Raw genomic sequence first — 26,855 nt, 5'->3', positions numbered from 1 at the left:
ATGACCTGTTCCAGCGCGTTGCGCGTCCTTCTTTCCGCCGTTGTCCTGCTCTGTCTGCCCGCGAGCGCCACCACCCTGCTCCAGATGGACCTGCCCGAGCTGTCGCACTCGGCCGATGTCATCGTCCACGGCACGGTGCGCCGCATGGAGAGCCGGTGGAGCGGCGATCGCCGCCTCATCGTCACGGACGTGGAGATCCAGGTGACCGAAGCCCTCAAGGGGCAGGCGAGCGGCACGGTGCTCGTCACCCAGCGCGGGGGGGAAGTAGGCGACATCGGTCAGAAGGTGAGCGGCCTGGCCTCCTTCGCGCCGAACGAGGAGGTGGTGGTGTTCCTCCAGCGCCGCGGACCCGCCTTCCATGTCTCGGGCATGGCGCAGGGCAAGTACAAGGTCCTGCGCACCGAGGGCGAGACGCGCGCCATGGCGGTGCCCGAGTCCACCGGGGAAGCGCTCCTGCTGGACGCCAGGACGCACCAGACCGTCACCTCCTCGCGCCAGGCCCTGCCGCTCTCGGACCTCAAGGCCGCCATCCGCGCGGCGCTCCAGCAGCCGGCTCCGATGCGCTCGCAGGAGAAGCGGCCATGATGGGCACCACCGCCCTGCTCCTCTCCCTCGCCGTGGCGCAGAGCAGCCCCTATGTGCGCAGCCATGTGGACAAGGACGACTCGAGCACCCAGTGCCTCTTCTGGACGACACCCACCCTCACCTGGAACCTGAGCAGCGTGGGCAACCCGGAGAGCGTGGATGAGCAGAAGCAGCGCGAGTTCGCGGCCATCCGCGCCTCCTTCCAGAGCTGGCAGCGCATCTTCGAGGACTGCGGCAACCTGCGCTTCTCCGAGGGGCCACTGCTCGACGAGCGCCGGGTGGGCTACGTGCAGAAGGAGGAGAACCACAACCTCGTTCTCTTCCGCTCGCGGCGCTGCCAGGAGATAGCGCCCGCGGCCGACAAGTGCTGGGCCGAGGAGACGTGCGGCAACGTCTACGACTGCTGGGACAGCGATGATCGCACCATCGCCCTCACGCTCACCACGTATGACGAGCGCTCCGGCATCATCTACGACTCGGACATCCAGTTGAACGCGAGTGGCTTCGTCTTCACCACCGTGTCCAGTCCGCCCTGCGCCCAGCCCATCTCCAGCAAGACGCCCAACTGCGTGGCCACCGACGTGCAGAACACCATGACCCACGAGCTCGGCCACCTCGTCGGCCTGGATCACACGTGGTTGAGCTCCTCCGTCATGTACCCCCAGGCGCCCTCGGGGGAGGTCTCCAAGCGCATCATCGACGCGGGCTCGCGCGACTTCGTGTGCCGCGCCTATCCCAAGGGTCTCGCCAGCCAGAGCTGCCTCACGCCCACGCTCAACGCGTCGTCCCCGGGTGACACCTCCCTCGCGCTGGGCAGGCAGGTCGCGGGGTGCTCCACCACGGGCGGCGCGCCGTGGCTCTCCGCGCTGGCGGCACTGAGCTGGCTGGGGTGGCGGCGCCGGGGCGTTCGCTCATGACGCGCCCGCTCGTGATGATGGCGTCCGCGGTGCTCTGCCTCTGCGCGCCTCGCGCCGGGGCGCAGGTCTACCACCGGACCCTGGTCGAGGGCCGGCCCTTCTGTGTCTTCTGGCCCGGGCGCGAGTACGTCTACCGCCTGGACGCGGCGGGCAGTGCTCGCACCCCGGGGGACTCCGAGTTCGCGGCCATCGAGGCCTCGGTGGAGTCCTGGCGCGCGGTGTCCGCCACCTGCAGTGACTACACCTTCCGCAGGGGGCCCGACATCGCGCACCCCTCCGTGGGCTATGTCGAGCCTCCCCCCGGGGTCGAGTCCTCCGAGGTGAACGAGAACGTCATCACCTTCCGCGAGCAGGACTGCAACGACGTCACTCCTCCGGGAGACCCCTGCATCAAGGGCGGGACCTGCGGCAACCTCTACTCCTGCTGGGAGCACGGTGGGGGCATCCTCGGGCTGACCACCACCACCTATGGCAAGAGCTCCGGCAAGGTCTTCGACGCGGACATCGAGCTCAACGCGGCCCCGGCGGGCAGGGGGTTTCTCTTCACCACCGTGGACTCGCCGCCCTGTGACGGCAGCCAGACCTCCGGGTGTGTCTCCGCCGACGTGCAGAACACGGTGACCCACGAGCTCGGCCACGTGGTCGGGCTGGACCATGTTCCCGAACAGCCGGGTTCCACCATGGAGCCCTCCGCGTTCCCCGGAGAGACGAACAAGCGCATCATCGACGTGGGCAGCATCGCGGGCTTCTGTGATGCCTACCCCCGGGGACTCCCGCCCACCCAGTGCGGCGAGAACCCGGAGCTCGGCCGCCGCTTCCAGGCGGTGTCCCACGTCCCGTGGTCCGGGTGCGCGGCGGCGCCCGGCGCCCTGCTGCCCGCGGCGGCGCTGCTCGGCGCGTGGGCATTGCGCCGACGGCGCGGGCGCACGCACGGCCCGTGAGTCCCGGCCGCGGCCCGAGAGCCCCGGCCGCGGCGCGCCGACGTGCCTTCCTCAGCGCTCGCGGGGAGGCACCAGCCGGATGACGAAGGGGTAGTCCACCGCCGTCGGGCGGCCGTCGATCACGATGGGCTTGTAGAGGCGCGCTTGCAGCGACTGCACCACCGCCTCGTTCATGTGCGGCAGGCCCTTGATGACGCGGCAGCTCTCCACGCTGCCCTTGGGCGTGATGACGCACTTGACGATCATCACACCCGACACGCGCGCCGCGCGCGCCTCGCGCGAGAACACGATCTCCTTGCCCTGGATCTCCACCGGACGGGGCATGCCCTCCTGGAAGGGCACGGGACCGTCGGCCTTGCGCGACTCCACCGCCGGGGCCACCGCCACCACGGGCACGGCCACCGCCGACGTGCTCTTGGTCTCCGAGGGCGGAGGCGGCTCGGCCTCCAGCAGCACCGGCGCGGACATCGAGCCCACGGCCGCCGCCGGCGAGGCGCCGTTCGAGGCCATGGCCCGCTCCACCCGGCTGGACGAATTCCCCCGGCTGGCCGTGCGCACCCGCTGCATCTTCTGGGAGAACACCACCTCGCCCGAGCCGCCGGTGATGACCGTCTCCGGGTGGTAGCCGTCCAGCGTGAAGGTGAACTCGGCGGTGAAGGTGTCCTGGCCCTTGTCCTTGGGAATCTCCAGCAGCAGCGGCGTCGTGCCGCGCTCCTCTCCCTTGTAGAAGACGTGCGCTCCCGTGGGCTGGCTCATCAGCCGGAAGCGCACCACCGCGTCCGCCGCGGGCTCGACGGGGGCGGCCTGGGGCGCCGCGGCGACCACCGGCTCGCTCCGGGGCGCCGACGCCGACCCGAAGAGGCTCGAGGACAGCAGCAGCCCTCCCGTGAGCAGCACCGCGATGCCTCCACCCACGAGCCCGCCGATGAGCAGCGTGCGCCGGCGCGCCTTCTGGATGTCGGGCGGCACCTCCACGCTGATGTCCACCGCGAGCGTGTCTCCGCTCGAGTGGTTGTCCGCGGAGAGGCCCGCGAAGAGCGGCGTCTTGTGCGGCCCGGTGGTGCTCTGCCCGCTCGGGTGCCTGAAGATGCCGCTGTGGCCGCCCGCCTCCATGCTGGCGGTGCGCAGGGCCTCCAGCAGCTCGTCCATCGTCTGGTAGCGGCGCGCCGGATCCTTCTCCATGCAGCGGCGCACCACCGCCTCGATGCTCATGGGCACGGAGATGTCCGGCCGCACGGAGCTGAACGCGGGGGGCAGCTCCTTGTGGTGGGCGAAGATGAGCTCGATGTGATCCTTGGAGACGAACGGCGGCCGGCCCACCAGCATCTGGTAGAGCACCACGCCGAGCGAATACACGTCGCTGCGCACGTCGGCTTCGTTGCGCGCCTGCTCGGGCGCCATGTACGCCGGGGAGCCCAGGAAGGTGCCGCTCTGGGTGATCTCCGGATTGGGCGCGTTCTCCGACACGGCGATGGACTTCACCAGTCCGAAGTCCAACACCTTGACGTGGTCCTGGTCGGCCTCGTTGAGCAGCATGATGTTGGCCGGCTTGAGGTCGCGGTGGACGATGCCCTGGTTGTGTGCCTCGCGCAGTGAACGGCAGATCTGTTGGGTGATGCTCAGCGCGCGTGCCCAGGCGATGGGACCCGACTCCGCTATCGCCTGGCCGAGGGTGCGGCCCTCGATGTACTCCATGGCGATGTAGTAGATGCCGTCGTCCGTCTGCCCGTAATCAATCACCGTCACCGTGTTGGGGTGGCGGAGCTTGGAGGAGAGCGAGGCCTCGCGCAGGAAGCGCTTCTGGAAGCCCGGATCCTTGCTCGTGGGGAAGTGGGGGTTGAGCACCTTGAGCGCCACCACCCGGTCCAGGGGCGTCTGCTTGGCGCGATAGACCCGGCCCATGCCTCCCACACCCAGCGGCTCGAGGATGCTGAAGCGGCCGTTGAGCGTTCGCCCGATGAGGGGATCCGTCCCCGTATCACCTGGACCCTGTGAGTCGCCGGTCACCATAATTTCGTCGTGCTCCCCCATCCCGCGGCCGGGTGGGAACCATTCTTCCAGGAAGTGGAGTCAAGCCATGAAACCACAACTCCCGGAAACACGCGACTTGGGAGCGGGTGCTTGCTTGGCTCCCATCCTCGGGGTGCTCGCCGAGGGACCAGGGGGCGAACGGGATGCGCGGCCCGCATTGACGGGTTCGGCGTGATCGGACTACCGTTCCATCCCTCCCCCTCCCGCGGACACGTTCAGGCGGGCCCGCCATGGTCGACTTCCCTCCAATGACGGCTGATGCCCAGGCGAGACGTGCATCGGTCCAGAAGCGCTTGCTGGTGCTGGAGGAGGAGATCGTCCGGCTGCGGCGGGAGCTGAGCACGCTGGGCGTGGACCAGCGCCTGCCGGGGCTCTACCTCACCGTGGAGGTGGCGGGCTCCACCGCCCTCTTGCCCGTGGAGGCGGTCCTGGAGGTGGTGCGGCTGGTGGCCATCGAGCCCCTGCCGGCGGCCCTGCCCCATGTGCGCGGCACCATGCTCTACCGGGGCACGCCCGCGGTGGTGGTGGACCTGGCGGCGCTGCTGGGCGTGCCGAGGGAGCCGGACCTGGACGCGCACCTGGTCATCTGCGGCGGCACGCGCATGGTGGCCGTGCTGGTGGACCGGGTGCGCGACCTCGTCGAGTCGCCCGTGCTGGTGGAGGGGTCCGTCGAGGAGGGCGTGCCCACCGCGTGGGACAGGACGGGGCTGATGGCGGGCCTGTGCCGCACGCCCGAGGGCATCCGCCCGCTGCTGCGCGCCTCGGCCATCCTGAACGTTCCGGAGGGCGCGTGAAGGAGCCGGGGAAGGTGGAACGGCTCGATGACGCGGCGCTCGGAGGTCTGGAGTCCGTCCTGCGCGCCGAGTGCGGCATGGTGCTGGCCCCCAGCGTGCGCCGCTCGCTGGGCACCGCCCTCACGCGCGCGGCCGAGGCCCAGGGCCTGCCGCCGCTCGACTTCCTCCACCGGCTGCTGGCGCGCGACACCGGGGCGGTGGAGTCCTTCATCGGCTACGCGGTCATCGGCGAGACGTACTTCTTCCGCCACCCCGAGCAGTTGCGCGAGCTGGCGCGCGTGGCCTCCGTGCATGTCGGGCCCTTCCTCGTCTGGAGCGCCGGGTGCGCCAGCGGCGAGGAGCCCTACAGCATCGCCATGGCCCTGTTGACCGCGGGCCTCTCGCCCGAGCACATCCGGGTGGTGGGCACGGACGTGTCCGGCCGCGCCCTGGACAAGGCCCGGCAGGGCGTCTACTCGCCCTGGTCCGTGCGGCGCATGGAGCTGGCGCTGGAGCGGCGCTACCTCACCCTGCGGCCCGACTCCGTCACCGTGCCGACCGAGGTGCGTGCCCGGGTGGAGTTCCGGCGGCACAACCTGGTGACGGATCCTCCCCCCCTGTCCGGGGCCCAGGCCATCTTCTGCCGCAACGTCCTCATCTACTTCCCCCCCGAGACCATCCCCACCGTGCTCAAGCGGCTGCTCGCGGCGCTCGCTCCGGGTGGCTGGCTCTTCCTCGCGCCCGCCGAGCTGCCCTTCACCCGGGGGCTGGGGCTGGAGGAGCAGATGGTCGAGGGCCTGCCCGTGCTGCGCAAGCCCCTGACGGCGGGGCCGCTCCCGGTGCCCCCCGCCGAGCCCGCCCCTGTCCGGGGGCCGTCGCGGACGCCCGGCGCACCGTTCCAGATGGTTCCCGTGCTCCACTCCCCGCCCGCCGTGGCGTCCCTGGCTGCTTCCCTGCCCGAGACGCTCGCGCCCGCGGCGCCCTCGGGCCCCCTGGTGCGCGACACCCTGGAGCAGGCGCGGGCCGCGGCGCGCGCCGGACACTTCGAGCAGGCCGAGGCCTTCGCCCGCCTGGCGGCGCGCGAGCTGTCGCCCGAGGCCTACCTGCTGCTGGCCATGGTCGCCGAGCAGCGAGGAGACGTGCGCGAGGCCGTGGCTTGCGTGCGCAAGGCGCTCTATCTGGAGCCGCAACTGGCCATCGGGCATGCGATGCTCGTGGCGTTGTATGGACAGCTGGGTCAGGCCGATGAGGCGGAGCGGGCGCGGCGCAACGCACTCCGGGCGCTGGAAGGTCTGGATGACGAGCTGGTGCTGCGTGGAGTCGAGGAGATGACGGTGGGTGGGTTGCGGCGCGCGCTCGTGCCAGGAGTGAAGATGGGAAAGTCGGGTGCGCGATGAGCGCCGCTCGTTGTTCTGAGGAGGTCCCATGGACGGCAATGGCATGAGACCACTGACGATCCAGCGGCTGGACATGCGGCGGCTCAGCCTGCGCACGCGGATCGTGGCCATCACCGCGGTGTCGGGCGCGCTGGTCATCGCCCTGCTCGTGGCCGCCTTCTCGCTGCAGATGCGCGAGGCGCTCAAGGTGGAGTTCGCCAAGCGCGCCGCGGCGGCGAGCCATTCGCTGGCCAACCACCTGTCGGCCGCGCGGGACACGGAGGCGCTGCGGCAGGCCGCTGCCGCCGCGCTGCGCCATCACCCCGACCCCGACATGGCCTATGTGGTGGTGCGCGGCCCCGAGGGCGACATGCTCGCCCACACCGCGGTGGAGCGGCTGGTGAGCCCGGCTCTGCTGCCGCAGGTGTCCCTGAGCACGGCGCCTCGAGAGCTGTACGTGGGAGGCCGGCCCGTGCTGGAGATCTCCGCGCCCATCGTCTCCTCGTGGCCCGGCGCCCCTCCGGACGCCATCGAGCGGGTGGGCTCGGTGCAGGTGGGCCTGGAGCTGAGCGTGCTGGAGAAGGCCGTGTCGGGCATGGTCGTGCGCGTGCTCGGACTGGGACTGCTGACGCTCGCCGGCTGCCTGGTGGTGGTGTCCGTGCTCTGCCGCATGCTCATCATCCCCCTGGAGCGCCTGGCGCGCGCGGCGGCCGGACTCGCCGCGGGCGACCTGCGCCAGCAGATCGAGTCGAGCGGCATCGACGAGGTGGGCGACCTGGCGCGCAGCTTCGCCACCATGGCGGAGATGCTCACCAACATGCTCAAGGATCTGCGCAGCGCCGCGGCGGACATGGAGCGCGAGGCCACCAACGTGCTCGCCACCTCCTCGCAGCAGTCCGCCATGGCCAACGAGCAGGCCTCCGCCATCCACGAGACGGGCGCCACCGTGGCGGAGATCGCCCAGACGTCCCGGCAGGCCACCTCCTTCGCCGACACCGTCATCTCGGGCGCCAGCCGCTCGGACTCGCTGAGCGCCGAGGGCCAGAAGGTCGTCGGCGAGAGCGTGGCCGCCATGGAGAAGCTCAGCGAGCAGGTCAAGGCCATCGCCCTGGCCATCACCGACCTCAACGAGCAGACGCTGCAGATCGGTGACATCATCACCACGGTGAAGGACGTGGCCGAGCAGTCCAACCTGCTCGCGCTCAACGCCTCCATCGAGGCGGCCAAGGCGGGTGACCAGGGCCGCGGCTTCGCGGTGGTCGCCATGGAGATGCGCACGCTGGCCGAGCAGTCGAAGATGGCCGCCAACCAGGTGCGCGCCCTGCTCGGCGAGGTGCAGAAGGGCACCCGCGCCGCGGTGATGGCCACCGAGGAGGGCAGCCGCCGCGCCCTGAACGCCATGGAGCTCGCCCAGAGCGCTGGCGCCGCCATCAAGGGCCTGTCCGATCTCATCCGCGACTCGTCGTCGGCCGCCCGGCAGATCGCCGGCAACACGCGCCAGCAGACCATCGGCGTCGAGCAGATCGCCGTCGCCATGAACGAATTGACCATTGCCATGCAGGACAACGTGGAGGGGACCAAACGCATCGAGCAGGTGGCGGGCAATCTCTCCAACCTGTCCAGACGCTTCTCCGACCTCGTCGGGAAGTACCAACTATGACCGGGGGGTTGCTCGTGGAGGACGTGGAAGAATGAAGGTGCTCATCGTCGAGGATACGAAGACCATCACCAACCTCATTCAGGTCTACCTGATGGGGTGGGGGCTGGAGTTCTTCGAAGCGGGAAATGGCGTGCAGGGGCTTGCCCGCGCCCGGGAGGTGAAGCCGGATCTGATCATCTCCGACGTGCAGATGCCGGAGATGGATGGGTTCGCGCTGTGCGCGGCGGTGAGGGCGGATCCCATCCTCTTCTCCACGCCCTTCGTGATGCTCACGTCGCTCAAGGACGACGCGAGCCGGCAGCGGGGCCGGCTCGTGGGCGCGAGCGCCTTTCTCAACAAGCCCGTGGGGGTGGATGACCTGCGCGAGAAGGTGCGCAGCATCCTGAAGCTCCCCGCCAGCAAGTACTGAGAGGCGTCATGGTCGGCGACGAGTCACGCGGGAAGATCGACTACACGGCGCTGCGCCGCAAGCTGGACGAGGCGCAGGCGGTGCTCGAGGGAGCCCAGGTGCTCAGTCCGGAGCGCCGCCGTGAGGTGCTCGCCGAGCGCGCGCGCATCCTGGCCGAGTCACGCCAGGAGGAGCGTCGCGAGACGGTCTCGGTGCTCGCCTTCCGAGTGGGAGGCGAGCGCTACGCCGTGCCCATCGACGCGGTGGACCACGTGCTGGAGGCCCGGGGCCTGTGTCCCCTGCCGGGGGCGCCGCGCCACGTGCTCGGCGCGCTGGTGTCGCGCTCGCGCGTGGTGCCGGTGCTGGACCTGCGGCAGGTGCTGGGCCTGGAAGGCGGCGGCATGTCGGATCTGGCGCGCGTGGTGGTGGTGGAAGTGGCCGAGGAGTTCTTCGGGATGGCGGTGGAGGAGGTGGATGGACGGCAGGAGTTGCCCCGCGTGGACCTGTCCCAGCCGCCGCCGGGTCCCTTCACCTGGCTCACACGCAACCGGTTGATGGTGTTGGATCTCGTGCAACTGAGCGATCCGTCCGTGGCGGGCCGGGGATAGGACGAAGACGCATGGACCCCCGGGTACTGCGCAGTCTCTGGCCCATCTTCGCCGCGGAAACACGCGAGCAACTGCAGACCATCGGCACGGCGGTGCTCGGGCTGGAGCAGGGCACCGCCGAACAGGCCGCCGAGCAGCTCACCGCCCTCAAGCGCGAGGTGCACAGCCTCAAGGGGTCCGCGGCCAGCCTGGGCCTGTCGGACATCGAGCAGTTGGTCCACGCCATCGAGGATGGGCTCGCGCGCTGCTCTCCGGGCCACGTGCCGCCGCCGGGCCTGGTGGACTCCACCCTGCGCAGCCTGTCGGCCATCGAGGCCGCGCTCAACCGGGGCGACGCGGGCGAGCCGCCCACCATCGAGGGGCTCGCCGGGCTCCTGGCGGGGCTCGGCCGGGGTGGCTTCGTGCCGCCCGCGGAGACGAAGACACGGGTGTCCGCGCACTTCCGGCGTGACGGACTGCAGACGCTCGAGAAGCTGGAGTCGGCGCTGGGCCGGTTGTGCTCGCCCGGGCTGGAGGATCGTCCCGGCGCCGTCTGGGAGGCGGTGGGGCTCGCCGAACTGCTCAAGGCCGCGGCCAACACCGCCGGCATCACCGCCGTGGAGTCCCTGGCGAGCTCCATCCGCGCTGGCTTCGCGCGCATGGAGGAGGCGGGAGTCGGCGCCAGCGTGGCGGCCTCGGACATCGCCGGGGCGCTGGTGCAGCTGCGCGGCTCGCTGGAGGCGCTCGCGGAGGAGACGGCTCCCGAGCCCGCCTCGGCCCCGGTGGAGCCCGAGGTGACGGCGCGCTCGGCGGCCGGCCGGCGTCAGCCGGACATGGACCGGGCGGTGCGCGTGTCGGTGCGCACGCTCGACTCGCTGGCCCTGCAGGTGGAGCAGCTCGCGGCGGGCCGCGCCCAGCAGTTGCGCCGCGCGGAGGCCCACCGCGAGCTGATGGAACAGACCAACCACGCCCTGCTGCAACTGGAGCGCGCGGCCCAGCAGCTCGCCTTGTCCGGCAACGGGGGTGGGGCGCTGGAGTCGCTGCGTGCCGGCGTGGGTCAGGTGCGCGGGGTGCAGAAGCGCCTGTTGCAGCTCTCCAAGGACACGCACCGCGAGGGCGAGCAGCTCGCGCTCGTGGCCCAGGTGGTGCGTGACGACTTGAGGGATCTGCGCATGGTGCCCGCGTCGCAGATGCTCGAGCCGCTCAAGCGCACGGTGCGCGAGCTGGCCGCGCGGCTGGGCAAGGACGTGGAGCTGGTGCTCGCCGGTGGGGACGTGCGCATCGACCGGCGCATCGTGGACGTGCTCAAGGATCCGCTCCAGCACCTGGTGCGCAACGCCCTGGACCACGGCCTGGAGTCCACCTCCGAGCGCGTGGCCGCGGGCAAGTCCCCTCGCGGGATGTTGTCCGTCCGGGTGGAGCCGCGGGGCACGCGCCTGGCGGTGGTGGTGGAGGATGACGGCGCGGGCCTGTCCCCGGAGAACGTGCGCGCCACGGCGGTGCGGCGCGGGCTGCTCGGCGAGGCCGAGGCCGCCAAGCTCACCGACATGCAGGCCGCGCGGCTCATCTTCGAGCCGGGCTTCTCCACGCGCGAGCAGGTGACGGAGACGTCCGGCCGGGGCGTGGGCCTGGACGTGGTGCAGAGCACGGCCACGCGGCTGCAGGGCGCGGTGGACGTCTCCTTCGTCCCGGGCGAGGGCACGCGCTTCACCATCGATCTGCCCCTCATCCTCGCGGGCGCGCTGGGGCTCCTGGTGCGCGCCGGCACGTCGGTGGTGGCCATTCCCTCGGACGCGGTGGAACGCGTGCTGCGGCTGATGCCCGGGGACGTGGGCACGGTGGCCGGCCACGTGGTGGCGCGCGTGGAGGACGAGCAGCTGCCCTTCCACGCGCTCTCCTCGTCCATCCACATGCCGCGGCTGCCCCTGGCCATCGAGTCCGGCAAGCCGCAGACGGCGATGGTGCTGGCGCTCGGCGGCGTGCGCGCGGTGTTCGCCATCGACGCGGTGGTGGGCCAGCAGGAGATTGTCGTGCGCTCGCTGGGCCCGCACCTGCGCGGCGTGGCGCACCTGGCCGGAGCGGCCGTGCTGGACGACGGCAGCGTGGTGCCCGTGCTCAACGCGCCCGAGTTGTTGCGTGTCGCCGCCGCGCCCGTGGTGCTGCGCGCCGCCACCGAGACGCGCCGCCCGCACATCCTCGTGTGCGACGACGCGCTCACCACGCGCTTCGCCATCAAGTCGCTGCTGGAGATCGCCGGCTACTCGGTGGTGACGGCCGGTGACGGACAGGAGGCGCTGGGCATCCTCGAGCGCACCCCGTGTCAGCTCGTGGTGAGTGACTGGCAGATGCCCCGGCTGGATGGCATCGGCCTCACCCGGCGCATCCGCGCGCACCCCAAGCTGTCCAACATCCCCGTCATCCTGTGCACCTCCCTGGACAGTCCCCAGGAGCGTGCCGCCGGCCTGGAGGCGGGCGCGGACGGCTACCTCGTCAAGCGCGAGGTGGAGCGTGGCAAGCTGTTGGATTTGGTGCGCCAGCTCCTGCCCACGAGCGTGTAGACAGGCTGGAACACGTGGTCCTCCTCGGTGGGGGGTAGTCGCGCGCGGCTACCGGATTGAAATGAAAAAACACAACCCGCGGCACGGCCACCTGGCCGAGGTCTGGGGCGATACGGTCGATCTGCGGCACCTGGCGTGGTCCATCGGAATCGGGCTCGTCGTCAGCCTGTCCTGCTTCCTCCTGGCCAGCCATCTCCTGGTGGACCGGGTCGAGAGTGCCGCGCTCGCGCGTGCCTACGCGATGCTGGCGGGTCTGGTCGGCTGCGTTCTGTCCGGCGTCATCTGCGGGGCCTTGTTCCCTCCCAAGCGCGAGGTGGTGGAGGACGGGGCGGCCGATCCATCGTGGCGCCAGGAGGTGTTGAACGGGCTCGCCGCGCAATCCGGCGGACTCGGCTCGGTGGCCGAGCTGCCCCCTTCAGTGGTGAGTGAGATGAAGGCGCTGCACATCTACGAGCTGTTCGCGAATGCCCCGCCGGCACGAGCCGAGGCGCCGGGGATTCCCCAGGCCGTACCTCCGGCGACGGAGGAGCGCTAGTGCAAGCGGACTTCCTGAATCAGCTCCTGGTCGCCGCGGGCATGGGGCTGCTCGGCGCGGTGGTGTTCGCCGCCATCGGCTTGATCTCCGGGACCGACGAGACGACGACGCTCGCACCGCCGACCCTGCTGGTCGCGCTGCTGGGCGTGCCGCCCGTGGGCGTCTTCACCTTCTTCCTCGCCGGGGCGGTCGCCAAGCACATGACGCATGCGGTCCCCACCGCGCTGCTCGGCATTCCCGGCGATACCACCGCCATTCCCCTGCTGCAGGACGCCAACATCCTGCGCAATCTCGGCGTGCCGCACATCGCGCTGCGCAAGATGGTGTCCGGAGGGCTCCTCGCCGCCTTCCTGGCGGTGCCGCTGGCGGTGTCGTTCGCCGTCCTGCTCGCGCCCTTCGGCGACATCATCTCGAAGTCGGCGCCGTGGATCTTCGTGACGGCCGCGGTGCTGATCGCCTACCTGTCTGGCGGCCGTTGGGCCTCCGTGGTCACGTTGGTTCCCTTCGTCCTCGTCATCGTGGCGCTGCAGGCGTTCACGGCCAGCCGCGGCGTCAAGCTCAGCGTGAGCTACTTCCTCGGAATCGCCATCGGCCCGCTGGTGGCCGACCTGTTCTCGGTGCTCTCCCCGCTCGAGGGTCCGCGCATGCGGCGCGACCGCGTCCGGACGTTCTCGCTGGCTCCGGATGTGAAGAGCTGGTCGGGTTATTTTCCCAACCCCTTCAAGGTGCTCGATGCCACCCAGACCCGCTGGACGCTCGCCGCCGCGGCGGTGTCGAGCGCCACGTTCGTGTTCAGCCCGGTGGCGATGACGGTGGTGCTGGGCGAGGCCGTGGGCTCGCGCATCAAACATGCCTATCACCGGCTGACCACCGTGCTGGCCGCGCGCAACGGGGTGACCGAGGCCACCTACATCGCGGAAGTGCTGATTCCGCTGATCGCTTTCGGCCTGCCCTTGAGTCCGGTGGCTGCTGGCCCGGCGGCACCGCTGTTCAACGCGCCTCCGCGATTCACGGTGGATGCCGCCACCGGGCAGACGAACAACCTGCACGACCTGCTCAGCCACTGGGAGTTCCTGGGCTACGGCATGCTGTCCGTGGTGCTGGCGGCGCTGGTGTCCTACCCGTTCGCGATGAACCATGCGCGGCGGGCGGCGCTGTTCGTCTCGCGCAAGGTGAGCCACGAGGCCATCATCGCCACCTTCGTCGGCCTGATCATCGTCATCAGTGTCTGGGAAGGACAGGTCCTGGGGCTGCTGGTGATCCTGACGATGGGACTGCTCGGCGGGCTGTTGTCGCGCACCCTCGGATTCAACACAGGCGTGCAGTTCATGGGCTACTACACCGCAGTGCTCACCGTGCCCGCGTTGCTCAAGCTGTTCACGTGAGGGGGGCGTGCTGGACGATCCCTCCCAGCCCTGCGCACCGAAACACTCGTCCCATTGGAGCGCGGCGTCCTCGACGATTCCATGCACGCGCTCCCATTCGGTGGCAGGTTCACGCGTCATGTCCCGTACCCAGACGCCCAAGAAGGTGGATGTCGCCGCGCTGATGAGGAAGGTGGACCGATTGCTCGACGAGTCGCCGCCCGAGCTGGACGAGGCCATTCCGCTCCTCCGTCAGGTGGTCGCTGCCGAGCCTGACCACCTGCGGGCGCTGCACTCCCTGAACTGGGCGTTGGACCCGGCGAGGCGCGGAGAGCCTCACCGGTGGGAGCGTGAGCTCAAGGCCGAGCACTGGCGGATCCGCGACCACCTCCTTGCACTGACCCGGGGCACGAAACCCGGCGGAAAGCTGACGGATGCCCAGCGGGCCCGCTCCCTGGCTCTGAGCCAATGGGCGGAAGAGGTGGTGAGGGGTCATCCCACTCCGGCTCAGCTCGATCAGGTGGAGTCCGCATTGGATGAAGCCCATCACCTGCGGGACCTCGTGGATCATGCTCGTGCTCGCCGGGGACTCGAAGCCTGGCGCCTGCTGACCGGGAAGAAGCCGGAGAAGGGGTACCAGGAGTTGCTCGCCCGGGTGGAGGAGTCGCCGGGGCTGCGAGCCTTCGACGTGGAGGGGGACGACGATCCGCTCAACTTCCAGGGACTGGAGGGGGCGTTCTCCGATGGGGACTTCCTCGCGTGGCTGCGCGAGCAGAAGCCCGCGGCTCGTCCCAAGGGCCAGAAGGGCAAGGCGCTGGATGAGGGATTCCTGCTCGCGGCGGGGCTGGATGCCGCACCCCACTTCGGGCCCGGCTTCGTCAGCGGCGGGCGGGTGGGCCGGGTGCTGGCCCTGCGAGCGCTGGGCGCGAACCTGGAGGCGCGAGATAGCGACAAGCGCGGCGCCCTCCACCTGGCCGCGATGGTGGACGACGCGGCGCTGGTGCGGGAGCTGCTCCGCCTGGGGCTCTCACCGTTGGTCACCGACAACACCCGGGCTACGGCCCTGCACGCCGCCGCCGAGCACGACGGTGTGTCTTGCATCTCCCTCCTGGCCCGGGGCGGGGTGCCAGTGGACGCGCTCGACAGCGACGGCAGGTCGGCGCTCTTCAACGCTCGGCGGCCGGAGGTGGCCAGGGCGCTCATCGACGCGGGTGCCGACCCCAACGCTGGCAAGGGCTGGACGCCGCTGCATCAGCACGCGCGCTTCACGGCGCGTGGGCCGGTCATCGAAGTCCTGCTCCAGGCGGGTGCGGATACCACCCGCGAGTCCTCGGATGGGAGGACCCCCGCGCAGGAGGCGCTGGACGAGAAGAACCCGCACCTCGCCCAGCTCATGGGCGCGAAGGCCCCCTCGGGCAAGGGCGGACACCTGGACGTGCGGCCCCTGCTAGACGCACTGGGCAGGCAGCGGAAGGTGCTGCTCGAGGCCTGGTATTTCGAGGACGAGGACGTGGAGTCGGTGGAGCGCGTCCTGAAGAGCCTCGTGCTGGGGGGCGCGACCTCCTGGGATCAGGCCGCGGCGGCGCTTCAAGGCGCACGGCCCTGGGTGGCCATGGCGGTGGTGGAGCTCGCCCGCGCCGTCCTTCCACCCGAGAAGAAGGCGCCGTCCTTTTCCAAGGCTCCCCGTTTCGTGCGAGGGGACCTCACGGTTCAGGGCGACGTGGACCTCGACGGGCCGCTGCTCGTGACGGGGAACCTGAAGGTGGAGGGCGTGCTGCGCAACGCGGGCCCAGAAGGACTGCTGGTGGTGGGCGGTTCATTGCGTGCCACCGGGGTGGACACGAGCGGCGAGGTGGTGGTGGGCGAGGACGTGGAGGCCCAGGTCGTGTGGGGCCATGGCAACGATCACTCGCTCCGGGTGGGAAGGGCCTTGAAGGCGGAGGTGGTCATCGAGGATGACCACGATGTCCAGGCCCGGGTGAAGGCCAGGCACCATTTCGAGAGTGGCGGGTTCGACTCCTCGGACGCGGCGCTCGGGAAGGTCTTCGCCCGCGGCGCCTTCTCTTCCGATGGGCTGGACCGGGACAAGCTCTTCAACCTGCTGCGCAAGGGCAGGTCCGCGCTGGCCTGACTCAGCGGCTCTCGGGCCGGACGCCCCTGGGCCACCGGGTCCTGGTGTCAGCGCGTGTGCTGTTTGAAGAAGTCCCACATGAGGGTGGTGGCATCGGGACCGGAGGGATCGGAGAACAGGTAGGCGGGGTCACCACCGGGCCAGGCGTGACCCATGCCCTGCATCTCATACTTCTGGACCAGCAGACGCCCGCCGTAGGCGTAATCCTTGACGGTGTAGCCGCGGCCACCGGGTACGCCGCCATTCCGGACCTGGGTGGGGCGGTAGGGCACGCTGTCGTTGTCGGCACCGTCATCACCGTAGTCATTGGTTTGCAGGAATTGCCGTACCACCTGTTCGCCGTTGAGCGGGTTGACGACGTCATCCTCGGTCCCATGGAGGACGAGCACCGGGACCCGCCAGCGCGGCTTGCCCGAGCATGCCCAGGCGTCATGGCCGCGATCATCGGGATTGTAGATGCTGCCAAAGAGCATGGCGTAGGCGCTGCCGGAGGCGGTGGTCGCCGCCTTGTACATCGCCCCCGCGCCCACCATGCCGGCGGCGAACACATCCGAATAGCAGGCGAGCAGGATGCTGCTCATGACCGCGCCGGAGGAGACTCCCCCGACATACACGCGGTGCTCGTCCACCGCGTAATGGCTCTTCACCCAGCCCACCATGCCCACGATGATGGAGGGCTCGCCCATGCCGCGCTCCATGTTGGTGGCGATCATGAAATTCCAACATTGTGTTCCATTGGAGAGCGTTGCCTGGTTCGGGTAGAGGACCAGGAACCTCTCCGTGTCCGCTTTCTGGTTCAGGCGGGTGAGACCCGCGAACTGATCGGGGTTCTGGAAACATCCATGCAGGGCCACCACCAGTGGAAGCTCCTCGCCCGGCTGATATCCGGTGGGGACCCAGAGCTGGAAGCCTCGGGAGCCCCAGGCATTCGCATAGTGGCCATTCACCCAGGAGCCGGCATGGGCCGGGGCCCCGGACAACGCGAAAAGCACGAGCAGCAACGCACCGATGCGCACGAATGCGCCATGACTCCGCTTCATGGTCATCTCCTTGCTTCCTGCTTCAGTGTGGGCACTTCATTGGAGCGCGCGGGGTGGGCGCGGAGGTGCTGCGCTTTCAGCGTCCTCCCAGCATGCGGAGCGCCAACTCGGCGTGGATATCGGCGAGCGTGTCGACATCGAGCGTGCCAGCCGGCTCGTACCAGTACGGGAGGCGCACCCCCATCGCGGAGATCGCCGCCGCGGTTGCAACCGCGTGGGGAGGCGTGAACCGTCCCATGGCCACACCCCGCTCGATCACCTCGAGCAGCAAGGCGGTGGATTGGTTGCGCAGCGCCATCGCCGGTGCGGCGAGCTCGGGTGGCAGTGCGTGGCTCTCCTCGTTCACCACGACCGACAACTGCGGGTGGGTCGCATGCATGACGGTGTGGGCCCGGATGAGCGCTCGGACCTGCGCCTCCGGCTCGGTGCCCGCGCTCAGCAACACCTTGCGGAGCGCTTCGTGGTGCGCCTCGTGGCCGAGCTGGACGAGCTCCGCGAGGATGTGCTCCTTGGAGGCAAAGTGCGCATAGAGCGCGCTCGGCTGGAGCTCCAGCGCCTTCGCGACATCCCGGATCGACGTGCCATGAAACCCCTGGCTCGCGAAGAGCCGCAGGGCCGTCTCCAACACCCGCCGCCGAGTTCCCTCGGGCACCGTTGCCGGAAGGGTCGCCTTCTGGATCTGTAGACGTGACCGGGGCAGGGAGCGCATGATTCGCCTTCTGAACGATCGTTCGTTCAGTCGAAGTGGATAACACACCCTGCTGGCTCTGTTCAATCGTTCGAATGGGAGATCGATCGTTCAGGAGCCCATCGGAACCCGAGGCCCTGTCCATGTCCATGATTCAGCTTGATGACCTGTCGCTGCACCTCGAGGAGTCCGGTGCGGGCGAGCCTGTGTTGCTCCTCCATGGACTTGGCTCCTCGGGACGGGATTGGGAGCTCGTCGCGCCTGGGCTCGCGGCGCACCACCGGGTGCTGGTTCCGGATGTCCGAGGCCACGGACGCAGCGACAAGCCGGAGGGGCCCTATGGGGTGCCGCTCTTCGCCCGGGATATGGCCGCTCTCTGCGAGCGCCTGGGTCTCACCCGTGTGCATGTGGTCGGGCTGTCGATGGGGGGGATGATTGGCTTTCAGCTCGCGGTGGAGCGGCCGGCGCTCGTGCGCAGCCTGACCGTCATCAACAGCGGGCCCGACATGGTTCCGCGGACACTGCGCATGCGGCTCATGTTCGCCACGCGGATGCTCCTGTTGAAGACGCTCGGACCGAGGACCCTGGCCAGGCTGATCGCACCGAAGCTCTTTCCCAAGCCGGAACAGGCGGTGCTCCGGCAGCGGGTCGAGGAGTCCATCGGAGCCAACGAGCCGGGCGCCTACCAGCGCGCGACCCGTGGGCTCGTCGGCTGGAGTGTCCTGGAGCGCCTGAAGGAGATCTCCTGTCCGGTCCTGGTCCTCGCCTCCGACCACGACTACACCCCGCTGTCCGCGAAGAAGGCGTATGCCAGCCTCCTCGCGGACGCCCGCCTCCAGGAGCTGAGGGACTCGGGTCATGCGGCGCCGATCGACCAGCCCGGGCAGATCCTCGAGGCGGTGAAGGGCTTCTTCGCCGAGGTCGAGGGAACGGCTCGCGAGGCGCGGACCGTGGGCTGAACCAGGGCCACGGGAGGTGTCAAAACCAAGAAATCAAAACCAGGAAAACAAAAAAGACATGGGCTCGTGCTAGTCTTCATTCGCATGTTTCAAGAGCCGAGAGGGCTGGGGTCTGATCAGACTCCAGACCCTCTGAAGTGTCCGAATTCACGACAGTGAATGAGCGGAGGCGAAACCCATCGTTTTTGATGGGTCTGGTTTGTCTTGTGTAAATGTTGTTTACATTTTCATGCGCGGGCGTTGCCGCACCCATGCTCCAGTGGGGCTTCAGCGGGAGGCCGGCATCATTGAAATCCTGAGGGGTTGGGGAGTCGGCATGCATCCTGCTCTGCGCCACACCTCTCCCGGAGGGAAGGTGCATGAGGATGAGGTGATTGGTGGCCACCTGGACTCCATCAACTTGAACGACCTGCTCTTCACGGTGCAGTGAATCCCATTTCCTTTCCTCTCCAGCGGAGTCTCTCACCCTTGATGAAGGAGTCCCCATGCGCCACTCCCTGTTCGCCGCTTGTGTTTCGCTTTCGCTCGGTGCCTGTGGAGGCACCACACTCCCCGAGCCCGCCGTGGATGACGCCACGCAAGTCATTGCCCCGGATCTTCCAGAGGATGTCCGCTCCGCGCTCGCCGTGCTGCCCTCCGCGCGGATCATCGGCGCGCATGGGGACGGGGTGCCCTTCATGATTCGGGGCGATTTCGGCCGGGCGAGTGGCTCCGCGCGCGAGCCCCTGGCCGCCATCGCTCCGGTGTTCCGCCTGCGGGCCTCGGACCTCGTCGTGCGGCGAAGCTCCCGCGACGAGCGGGGCCACACCCACGTGCGCTATTCGCGTACCTTGAATGGGTTGCCCGTGTTCGGCGAGGAACTCATCATTCACCTGGATGAACTCGGGCGCATCTACGCGGCCAACGGCTCGGCGCGCGGTGGAGAGGCCGTGGCGTTGCCCGCCCAGGCGAGGTTGTCGCACGAGGCCCTCGAGCACGCCGCGCTCGCGCTCGTCCCGGGCGGTGAGCGGGTGCGGGGCGAGCCCCGGCTCCAGTACGCTCGTTCCAGCACGGACTCGCGGCTGAAGCTGGCCTACGAGCTGGTGGTGGAAGACGCGTCGGGTGGCGAGCGCGTGCGGGAGCACGTGTTCATCGATGCCCTGGAGGGCACCCTCGTCCTGCGCTTCTCGGACCACCACGAGGCGATGGACCGTGCCATCTACTCGAGGGCGAACAGTGGCAACGTGCTGGTGCGCCAGGAGGGAGAGGCCCCCACGGGCGACGCGATCGTGGACGCGGCCTACGACAACCTGAGCCGCTTCTACGCCTGCTACCAGGGTCTCTTCTCCCGTGACTCGTACGACAACGCGGGCGCGCCGTTGGTGGCCAGCGTCCACTTCATGCGCAACTTCGCCAACGCCTATTGGAATGGCTATTCCCAGATCATGTGTGGCGATGGTGATGGGCGCACCCTCGATGCCCCATGCTCGGACCCGGACATCATCTTCCACGAGATGACCCACGCGGTGACCGGTGCCGAGTCCGGCCTCGTCTATACGGGTGAGTCCGGTGGCCTCAACGAGTCCATGTCCGATATCGCCGCCGTCTTCTGCTCGAGCTGGGAGACGGGCTGGTCCACCGGGCCCGACATCTGGAAGCTGGGCGAGGTCTCCTGGACGCCGGCCACCGCGGGGGATGCGCTGCGCTACCTGGATGATCCGCGCAACGACGGCCGCTCGCTGGACTACTACCCCGACTACACCTCGAGCACGAGCGTGCACTACAGCTCGGGCATCAGCAATCTGGCCTTCGCGCTGTTGTCCAAGGGAGGCCTGCACCCCCGGGGCAAGACGAGCGTCACCGTGGCGGGCATCGGCGTGGAGCAGGCGGCGCGGATCTTCTACAAGGCGGGCACGGACTACTTCACCGCGAGCACCACCTTCGCCCAGGCGAAGGCGTACACCGAGCAGGCCGCGCAGGAGCTCTCCTACTCCACGGGCTCCGTGACGGCGGCCTGGGAGGCGGTCGGCGTGGGCATCACACCTCCTCCCGCCCTCGCGGCGGGGGGTGCACACCGTCCGTTCTGAACCGGCCGGTACGCGGCAACCCGGTGGGCCTGCTCCAGAGCGAGGACAGGCCCCCTTCTCCCCTCGGACCAGGTTTTTCGCATGGGTCGCGATCCAATCTTCCTGGAATTGTACAATAATCCAGGAAAGAGGTTTTGCTTCGCGGGGGAGACCCATGCGGTTCCTGGTGACGTTGTTCGCGGCGGCACTCGTGCACGCTTCGTGTACACCCACGGCTGAAGAACGCACGACGAGTGAGGCGGAAGCCTCGCGGAAGCCGGAGACGGCCCGGGTCTTCGTGGCGGGCAGCCGGTTGCTGAAGACCGAGAAGGCCGTGCCTGGCCGCTACATCGTCGTCCTCGACGACAAGGTCGTGGCCCGGGCCCAGGTGGCCTGGCTCTCCGCGCTTCACGGGGCGAGCGTGAAGCACGTGTACTCGCGTGCCCTCCAGGGCTTCGCCGTGACGATGTCCGAGGCCGCCGCGCTGAAGCTGAGCAACGATCCGCGCGTGCGCTATGTGGAGGAGGACTCCAGGCTCTCCTTCATGGGCACGCAGTCGAACGCGCCCTGGGGACTCGACCGCATCGATCAGCGGGAACGGCCATTGGACGGGACGTACCAACCGGATCAGAGCGGCAGCGGAGTCCACGCCTACGTCATCGACTCGGGCATCCGCTTCTCCCACTCCGAGTTCGGTGGGCGAGCGGTCCCTGGCTTCACCGCCTACGATGACGGCAACGGCTCCAACGACTGCGACGGCCACGGCACGCACATCGCGGGAATCATCGGTGGGGCGACGTATGGGGTGGCCAAGGGGGTGACCCTGCACTCCGTGCGGGTGATGGACTGCGAGAACGTGGGCTACGTGTCCGATCTGATCGCGGGCATCGACTGGGTGACGGTCCACCACGAGAAGCCGGCGGTGGCCAACATCAGCCTGTCCACCTCCGCGACGACGTCGCTGGACGACGCGGTCACCCGCTCCATCAACGCCGGAGTCACCTATGCGGTCTCGGCGGGCAGGGTGGGCTCGCTCAACGCGTGCCTGCTGTCTCCTGGCCGGACGCCCGCCGCGCTGACGGTTGGCGCGTCCAACTCCAATGACTCCGTGGCCTCCATCTCCAACGTCGGCGGCTGCGTGGACCTCTACGCGCCAGGCGTCGGCATCACCTCGGCCTGGGGCACCAGCGATACCAGCACCCAGATGCTCGACGGCACCTCGATGGCGGCCGCGCATGTGGCGGGGGTGGCGGCGCTCTACCTGGAAGCGCATCCCCAGGCCACGCCCGCTGAAGTCTCCACCGAGCTCATCACCCGCGCCACGCCCGATGTGATGTACCCGGGTTCCTCCGACCCGACGTATCGGCTCCTGTACGCCCGCGGCAACGGGCCTGACCAGGCTCCGCCGCGAGTCCTTCTCACCGCGCCCGCCGTCGGTACGACGGTGAGCGGCACGGTGCACCTGTCCGCCACCGCGACGGATGAATCGGGCATCGCCAAGGTCGAGTTCTTCCTCGGCGACCGCTTGATCGGCTCGGATGCCACGGCGCCCTATGCGCTGGCGTGGAACAGCCTCACCACCCTCAACGGTCCGGTGGTGCTCTCCGCCCGGGCCTATGATCTCCACTACAATCAGGGGGTGAGCACCCCGGTCGAGGTGACGCTCGCCAACGCCGGGGAGGCGCTGTTCGAGCCCGCGATGGGAGTGCCTGTCTGCACGGCGGTGGGCGGCAGGTGCGACTCGGGACGGCTCCTGGAGGGACGGGCGAGCTCCGGCCCCGAGCCCCACGCGCCCAACACCCTGGGTGGCCTCTGCCCGGACGGGCAGGGGGGCACGTACCTCGAGACCCCCTCGCTGCAGCGGCTCCTCGTCTTCCCGAGCGATGGCACCACCTTCCAGGCGGGCAAGGAGGTGACGATCCAGGCCACGATCTTCGTGAAGAAGAGCGCCTACTACGCGACCTACGAGCACCTGGAGCTCCTCGCCGCGGCCGACGCGAGCAATCCCGTCTGGACCCACATCGCGACCCTGTGGGCGGGGGAGGGTCTCCAGGTCTTCTCGGCCAGGTACCTGCTCCCCCTGGGGGGCATGCAGGTCATCCGGGGCGTGCTGACCGAGGATATGAGTTCCGCGACCAAGACCTGCGTCCGGTATGGCTGGAGCACGGACCATGACGATCTGGTCTTCGCGGTGGGCCAGGATCCGGATCCCACGCCGCCCGCCGTGGCCATCACCTCGCCAGGGGAAGGCGCCACGGTGGACAGCGTGGTCCCCATCAGGATCGAGGCGAGTGACAACTTCGGCGTGCAGCGCGTGGAGCTGTACGCGGGCTCGACCCTGCTCACGACGGACACCCAGGCTCCCTACACGTGGAGCTGGGCGACCCGGACGCTGCCCAACGGCCCCTATACCCTCACCGCGCTCGCCCACGACGTGGCCGGCAACGTCGCGCAGAGCACCGTGAACGTGCTCGTGGACAACGACTTCACCCCACCGTCCGAGCCCGTCATCACCTCGCCCGCCGCCGGGGCCACCGTGAGTGGCACCGTGTCCGTCGAGGTGGCCGCCAGCGATGACCGGCAGGTGACCAAGGTGGAGTTCTTCGTGGATGGCATGCTCGTCGGGACCGACACGACGGCGCCGTTCGCTCTCGCCTGGGACTCGGTGAGCGTGTTCAACGGTGGCCACACGTTGAGCGTCAAATCCCATGACGGAGCGGGCCAGTCGGCGACGAGCGTGCCCATCACCTTCATGGCGAGCAACGCGGGCAACGCGCGCTATGATCCGGTCTTGAAGGCTCCCCGATGCGACGGCGTGGCGGAGCGCTGCGACACCCGCGGTCTGGTCCAGGGACGGGGACAGTTCTTCGGTCCCGAGCTCAACACACCCAACACCCTGGATGGGTGCCTCGACGGCACGCGCACGGAATCGCAGGCCGAGTCGGTCTCCCGGATCCGGGTGATCCGCCAGGACGGCACGGCCCTGGCCGCGGGCAAGCGGGTCCGGATCGAGGTCGACGTGGTGGTCGCCAATACCCAGTCGCTGCCCTATGACAGGCTGGATCTGTACTCCACGGCGGATGCGACCCAGCCCTCGTGGAACTACATCACCACGGTCTGGCCCACGACGGTGGGCGCGCAGACGCTGTCCGCGGAGTACGTCCTGCCCGCTGGCGGCTTGCAGGCCGTGCGCGCGGCCTTCAACCTGGTGATAGGCCCCGGAGCCTGCGCCGAGGATCCGAGAGAGGCCTCGTTCAACGATCGCGATGACCTGGTCTTCCCGGTCGTTCAGGAGACAGACTCCGTTCCTCCCCAGGCCGTGCTCACCGCGCCCGCCCCGGGCGCGACGCTGACGGGCAACGTCACGCTGTCGGCCACGGCGAGTGACAACTTCGGCGTGGTGGCCGTGGACTTCCATGACGGGCAGACCTTGATTGGAACGGATGCCTCGGAACCCTTCGGCGTGGTGTGGGACACCCGGAGCGTCGCCAACGGCAGCCACACGTTGACGGCCCGGGCGCGAGATCTGGCCGGGCATGTGGTGGCCTCGCAACCGGTGACGGTGACGACGAACAATGACTTCACCGCGCCGGAGGTCTCCATCACCGCACCCGCCCCGGGCGTCCGGGTGAGCGGGTCCGTGCTCCTCTCCGCGAACGCCACGGACAATCTGGGCGTCAACCGGGTCGAGTTCTTCGTGGACGGGGTGTTGCTGGCGAGCGACACGACGGCGCCCTTCGCCGTGAACTGGAGCAGTGGCTCGTGGGCGAGCGGGAACCATCTGCTGACCGCCAGGGCCCACGACGCGGCGGGCAATGTGGCGACCTCGGCGCAGGTGCCGGTGACCACCGTGCCCGAGCTCACGCCGCCCTCGGTTGTGATCACCGCGCCCACCAGCGGCGCGACGCTCGTCGGGCCCGTGACGATCTCGGCCAATGCCACCGACGCCTCCGGTGTGGCCCGGGTCGAGTTCTTCGTGGATGGGGTGTTGCTGGCGAGCGACACGACGGCGCCCTTCGCCGTGGACTGGGACAGCAACGCGTGGGCGAGCGGGAGCCACACCCTGTCCGCCAGGGCCCATGACAGGGTGGACAACATGGCGACGAGCGCCGAGGTCGCGGTGGCCACGAATCCGTCTGGCGGCGCCGTGTACGATGCCGCGCTCCGCGTGCCGACGTGCGCCACGCCCAACAACGTCTGTGACACCACGCTGCTCGTGAGCGGCCGGTCCTCCTTGGAGTCCAATGGGCCCAACACGATCAATGGGACTTGTTCCGACGGAGCGGGAAACAGCGGCACCGGGCATCACATCCAGCGGCTCAAGGTGTCCGAGGTCAATGGAGCGCTCTTCGGCCAGGGCCGGCGCGTCCGGATCGAGGTCCACGTCGACGCCCTCAGCACCTCCACGGATGCGCTCGATCTGTTCTCCGCGAGCGATGCCAACAACCCCTCGTGGACGTACCTGACCACGTTGCGGCCGGGTGCGACGGGGCCCCAGGTGCTCTCGGCGGAGTATGTCCTGCCCTCGGGCTTCCTGCAGGCGGTGCGCGCCCAGTTCCGCTCGGGCGGCTCCAGCGGCTCGGCGTGCAGCGTTGGCATCCTGGACGACCATGACGACCTGGCCTTCGCGGTGGATGTGAACCCGGTGGTGGCACTCACCGCTCCCGCCAACAACGCGCGGGTGCGGGGCTCGGTCGTGGTGACCGCGACGGCCTCCAGCGCCCAGCCCATGGAGAGGGTCGAGTTCTACGCGGACGGGGCGCTGTTCGGCACCGACACCAGCGCGCCCTATGAGGTGAGCTGGAACAGCACCGCCATGGTGGACGGGGCCCACTCGCTCACCGCCAGGGCCTACGACATCGGGGGGCACGTCGGAACCTCGCCCGCGGTCGGGGTGAACGTCGACAACACTCCGCCGGACGTGGCCCTCACTTCTCCCACGCAGGGAATGTTCCTCCAGACCCGCGCCCTGCTCGAGGCCACCGCCAGCGACACTGGAGGGGTGGTGACGGTCGAGTTCTACGTGGATGGGTCGCTGATCGGAGCCGACAGCAGCGCGCCCTACACGGTGGACTGGTTCGCCATGACCGTGGGGGAGGGGGCCCATACGCTCTCGGTGAAGGCCCATGACCGGGCTGGCAACGTCCGCACCTCCGCCGGCGTCGGGGTGACCGTCGACTACTCCTCGCCGGTGACGAGCATCAGCGCTCCGGCGCGCAACGCCCAGGTCGGGGGAACCGTCCAGATCAGCGCCACCGCCAGTGACACCGGAGGGGTGACGAGGGTCGAGTTCTACGCGGACGGGGTGCTGCTCGGCACGGATGCCAGCGCGCCCTATGAGATGAGCTGGGACAGCACCGCGGTGGCGGATGGGGCTCACACACTCACCACGAAGGCCCATGACCGAGCCGGCAACGTCGGCACCTCGGGCGCGGTCCTGGTGAACACCGACAACCTCCTGCCGGAGGCGGCGCTCACCGCACCCGCTCAGGGTCTGTTCCTGCGGGGCACTGTCGTGCTCGAGGCCACCGCCAGCGACAACCAGGGGCTCTCCAAGGTCGAGTTCTACCGAGGCACGACGCTGCTCGGCACCGACACCAGCGCGCCCTATGCGGTGAGCTGGAACACCACGGGCGTGGCGGACGGGGTCCAGACCCTCACGGTGAAGGCCCATGACCGTGCTGGCAATGTCCACACCTCCGCCGGGGTAGGGGTGACCCTCGACAACACCGCGCCGACGACGGCCCTCGCCACTCCCGCGGAGAACGCTCGGGTCCGGGGCACCGTCCTGGTCAGCGCCACCGCCAGCGACACCGTGGGCGTGGTGGGGGTCGAGTTCTACGCGGGGGGGACGCTGCTCGGGACGGCCACCACGGCACCGTACAGGGTGAGCTGGGACACGACGACCGTGGCCAATGGCGGTGCCGTCACGCTCACCACGCGGGCCTACGACGCGGCGGGCAACGTCACCGTGTCCGCGGGTCGGATTGTCACGGTGGACAATGTCGCGCCCACCGTGGCCATCACCTCGCCGACCAACGGGGCCTCGCTCTTCCTGAGCGCCACCCTGCAGGCCAGTGCCAGTGACAACGTGGGGGTTGCCCAGGTGGTGTTCTACGACGGAGGCACCGTCATCGGCACGGACACCACGGCGCCCTACAGCGTGAGCTGGAGTCTGCTGCTCGTCTCCAAGGGGATGCACACCTTGACGGCCAGGGCCCATGACGCGGCGGGCAACGTCACCACGTCGGCGTCCATCTCCGTCAAGGTGAATTGA

At 69.3% G+C, this 26,855-nt stretch carries 18 protein-coding genes; 15 read left to right on the top strand and 3 right to left on the bottom strand.

Annotation, left to right across the window (positions count from 1 at the left end; all coding sequences use genetic code 11):
• Genes D187_RS09590 through D187_RS09580 form a run of 3 tightly spaced genes read left to right on the top strand, consistent with a single transcriptional unit; the run spans nt 1 to nt 2,443 of the window.
• Nucleotides 1–585 carry a hypothetical protein gene (locus D187_RS09590; RefSeq protein ID WP_002625055.1) on the top strand — a complete coding sequence of 195 codons (585 nt, stop codon included), beginning with the start codon at nt 1–3 and terminating at the stop codon, nt 583–585.
• A complete protein-coding gene (locus D187_RS09585) occupies nt 582–1,502 on the top strand; it encodes a myxosortase-dependent metalloprotease, MXAN_2677/MXAN_2678 family (protein ID WP_002625053.1) in 921 nt (306 codons plus the stop codon). The genes D187_RS09590 and D187_RS09585 overlap by 4 nt, the downstream gene beginning before the upstream one ends.
• On the top strand, nt 1,499–2,443 hold the full coding sequence (locus D187_RS09580) for a myxosortase-dependent metalloprotease, MXAN_2677/MXAN_2678 family (RefSeq protein ID WP_002625051.1): 945 nt from the start codon (nt 1,499–1,501) through the stop codon (nt 2,441–2,443). The genes D187_RS09585 and D187_RS09580 overlap by 4 nt, the downstream gene beginning before the upstream one ends.
• Before the next feature lie 51 nt (nt 2,444–2,494).
• On the opposite strand, the gene D187_RS09575 is transcribed toward D187_RS09580, so the two are convergent.
• Entirely contained in the window at nt 2,495–4,453 is a 1,959-nt protein-coding gene (locus tag D187_RS09575) for a protein kinase domain-containing protein (protein WP_043428964.1), read from the bottom strand.
• A 251-nt stretch (nt 4,454–4,704) separates the two neighbouring features.
• On the opposite strand from D187_RS09575, the gene D187_RS09570 reads away from it, so the two are divergent.
• The 9 genes from D187_RS09570 (at nt 4,705) to D187_RS09530 (ending at nt 15,846) form a co-directional block, all read left to right on the top strand.
• Nucleotides 4,705–5,268 carry a chemotaxis protein CheW gene (locus D187_RS09570; protein WP_002627892.1) on the top strand — a complete coding sequence of 188 codons (564 nt, stop codon included), beginning with the start codon at nt 4,705–4,707 and terminating at the stop codon, nt 5,266–5,268.
• A gap of 14 nt (nt 5,269–5,282) precedes the next feature.
• The gene (locus tag D187_RS09565; protein WP_245591658.1) at nt 5,283–6,644 is read left to right on the top strand and encodes a CheR family methyltransferase; all 1,362 of its coding nucleotides are present in this window, start codon (nt 5,283–5,285) and stop codon (nt 6,642–6,644) included.
• A gap of 28 nt (nt 6,645–6,672) precedes the next feature.
• Nucleotides 6,673–8,283 (top strand): methyl-accepting chemotaxis protein, encoded by a 1,611-nt coding sequence (locus tag D187_RS09560; RefSeq protein ID WP_002627890.1) that lies wholly within the window; start codon nt 6,673–6,675, stop codon nt 8,281–8,283.
• A gap of 31 nt (nt 8,284–8,314) precedes the next feature.
• A complete protein-coding gene (locus D187_RS09555) occupies nt 8,315–8,692 on the top strand; it encodes a response regulator (RefSeq protein ID WP_002627889.1) in 378 nt (125 codons plus the stop codon).
• Between the two features lie 8 nt (nt 8,693–8,700).
• Nucleotides 8,701–9,279 carry a chemotaxis protein CheW gene (locus D187_RS09550; protein ID WP_002627888.1) on the top strand — a complete coding sequence of 193 codons (579 nt, stop codon included), beginning with the start codon at nt 8,701–8,703 and terminating at the stop codon, nt 9,277–9,279.
• An 11-nt stretch (nt 9,280–9,290) separates the two neighbouring features.
• The gene (locus tag D187_RS09545) at nt 9,291–11,816 is read left to right on the top strand and encodes a hybrid sensor histidine kinase/response regulator (protein WP_002627887.1); all 2,526 of its coding nucleotides are present in this window, start codon (nt 9,291–9,293) and stop codon (nt 11,814–11,816) included.
• Between the two features lie 61 nt (nt 11,817–11,877).
• Nucleotides 11,878–12,351 carry a hypothetical protein gene (locus D187_RS09540; RefSeq protein WP_002627886.1) on the top strand — a complete coding sequence of 158 codons (474 nt, stop codon included), beginning with the start codon at nt 11,878–11,880 and terminating at the stop codon, nt 12,349–12,351.
• On the top strand, nt 12,351–13,736 hold the full coding sequence (locus tag D187_RS09535) for a tripartite tricarboxylate transporter permease (protein WP_002627885.1): 1,386 nt from the start codon (nt 12,351–12,353) through the stop codon (nt 13,734–13,736). The genes D187_RS09540 and D187_RS09535 overlap by 1 nt, the downstream gene beginning before the upstream one ends.
• A 118-nt stretch (nt 13,737–13,854) precedes the next feature.
• Nucleotides 13,855–15,846, top strand: coding sequence for an ankyrin repeat domain-containing protein (locus tag D187_RS09530; protein WP_245591656.1), 1,992 nt, complete (start codon nt 13,855–13,857; stop codon nt 15,844–15,846).
• A 47-nt stretch (nt 15,847–15,893) separates the two neighbouring features.
• Here D187_RS09530 and D187_RS09525 read toward each other — a convergent pair whose 3' ends face one another.
• Both D187_RS09525 and D187_RS09520 read right to left on the bottom strand, forming a co-directional pair.
• A complete protein-coding gene (locus D187_RS09525; protein ID WP_043429151.1) occupies nt 15,894–16,886 on the bottom strand; it encodes an extracellular catalytic domain type 1 short-chain-length polyhydroxyalkanoate depolymerase in 993 nt (330 codons plus the stop codon).
• A gap of 76 nt (nt 16,887–16,962) precedes the next feature.
• Complete coding sequence (locus tag D187_RS09520; RefSeq protein ID WP_043428962.1) at nt 16,963–17,595, bottom strand: TetR/AcrR family transcriptional regulator; 633 nt, start codon at nt 17,593–17,595, stop codon at nt 16,963–16,965.
• Nucleotides 17,596–17,723: 128 nt separating this feature from the next.
• On the opposite strand from D187_RS09520, the gene D187_RS09515 reads away from it, so the two are divergent.
• The 3 genes from D187_RS09515 to D187_RS49720 all read left to right on the top strand — a co-directional run bounded on the left by D187_RS09515 (nt 17,724) and on the right by D187_RS49720 (nt 26,855).
• Nucleotides 17,724–18,533 carry an alpha/beta fold hydrolase gene (locus D187_RS09515; RefSeq protein ID WP_245591655.1) on the top strand — a complete coding sequence of 270 codons (810 nt, stop codon included), beginning with the start codon at nt 17,724–17,726 and terminating at the stop codon, nt 18,531–18,533.
• A 485-nt stretch (nt 18,534–19,018) separates the two neighbouring features.
• Nucleotides 19,019–20,599 (top strand): M4 family metallopeptidase, encoded by a 1,581-nt coding sequence (locus tag D187_RS09510; protein WP_002627879.1) that lies wholly within the window; start codon nt 19,019–19,021, stop codon nt 20,597–20,599.
• Nucleotides 20,600–20,753: 154 nt separating this feature from the next.
• Nucleotides 20,754–26,855, top strand: coding sequence for an Ig-like domain-containing protein (locus D187_RS49720; protein ID WP_002627877.1), 6,102 nt, complete (start codon nt 20,754–20,756; stop codon nt 26,853–26,855).

It is taken from the genome of Cystobacter fuscus DSM 2262, assembly GCF_000335475.2.
In the GTDB taxonomy this organism is placed as follows: Bacteria; Myxococcota; Myxococcia; order Myxococcales; family Myxococcaceae; genus Cystobacter; species Cystobacter fuscus.
This window is presented reverse-complemented; position numbering and strand designations above follow the sequence as displayed.

What these genes read in the sequence shown, in the direction of transcription:
- D187_RS09590 (WP_002625055.1), top strand. Translation starts at nt 1, where the DNA reads ATGACCTGTTCCAGCGCGTTGCGCGTCCTTCTTTCCGCCGTTGTCCTG.
- D187_RS09585 (WP_002625053.1), top strand. Translation starts at nt 582, where the DNA reads ATGATGGGCACCACCGCCCTGCTCCTCTCCCTCGCCGTGGCGCAGAGC.
- D187_RS09580 (WP_002625051.1), top strand. Translation starts at nt 1,499, where the DNA reads ATGACGCGCCCGCTCGTGATGATGGCGTCCGCGGTGCTCTGCCTCTGC.
- D187_RS09575 (WP_043428964.1), bottom strand. Translation starts at nt 4,453, where the DNA reads ATGGTGACCGGCGACTCACAGGGTCCAGGTGATACGGGGACGGATCCC.
- D187_RS09570 (WP_002627892.1), top strand. Translation starts at nt 4,705, where the DNA reads ATGGTCGACTTCCCTCCAATGACGGCTGATGCCCAGGCGAGACGTGCA.
- D187_RS09560 (WP_002627890.1), top strand. Translation starts at nt 6,673, where the DNA reads ATGGACGGCAATGGCATGAGACCACTGACGATCCAGCGGCTGGACATG.
- D187_RS09555 (WP_002627889.1), top strand. Translation starts at nt 8,315, where the DNA reads ATGAAGGTGCTCATCGTCGAGGATACGAAGACCATCACCAACCTCATT.
- D187_RS09550 (WP_002627888.1), top strand. Translation starts at nt 8,701, where the DNA reads ATGGTCGGCGACGAGTCACGCGGGAAGATCGACTACACGGCGCTGCGC.
- D187_RS09545 (WP_002627887.1), top strand. Translation starts at nt 9,291, where the DNA reads ATGGACCCCCGGGTACTGCGCAGTCTCTGGCCCATCTTCGCCGCGGAA.
- D187_RS09540 (WP_002627886.1), top strand. Translation starts at nt 11,878, where the DNA reads ATGAAAAAACACAACCCGCGGCACGGCCACCTGGCCGAGGTCTGGGGC.
- D187_RS09530 (WP_245591656.1), top strand. Translation starts at nt 13,855, where the DNA reads ATGTCCCGTACCCAGACGCCCAAGAAGGTGGATGTCGCCGCGCTGATG.
- D187_RS09525 (WP_043429151.1), bottom strand. Translation starts at nt 16,886, where the DNA reads ATGAAGCGGAGTCATGGCGCATTCGTGCGCATCGGTGCGTTGCTGCTC.
- D187_RS09520 (WP_043428962.1), bottom strand. Translation starts at nt 17,595, where the DNA reads ATGCGCTCCCTGCCCCGGTCACGTCTACAGATCCAGAAGGCGACCCTT.
- D187_RS09515 (WP_245591655.1), top strand. Translation starts at nt 17,724, where the DNA reads ATGATTCAGCTTGATGACCTGTCGCTGCACCTCGAGGAGTCCGGTGCG.
- D187_RS09510 (WP_002627879.1), top strand. Translation starts at nt 19,019, where the DNA reads ATGCGCCACTCCCTGTTCGCCGCTTGTGTTTCGCTTTCGCTCGGTGCC.
- D187_RS49720 (WP_002627877.1), top strand. Translation starts at nt 20,754, where the DNA reads ATGCGGTTCCTGGTGACGTTGTTCGCGGCGGCACTCGTGCACGCTTCG.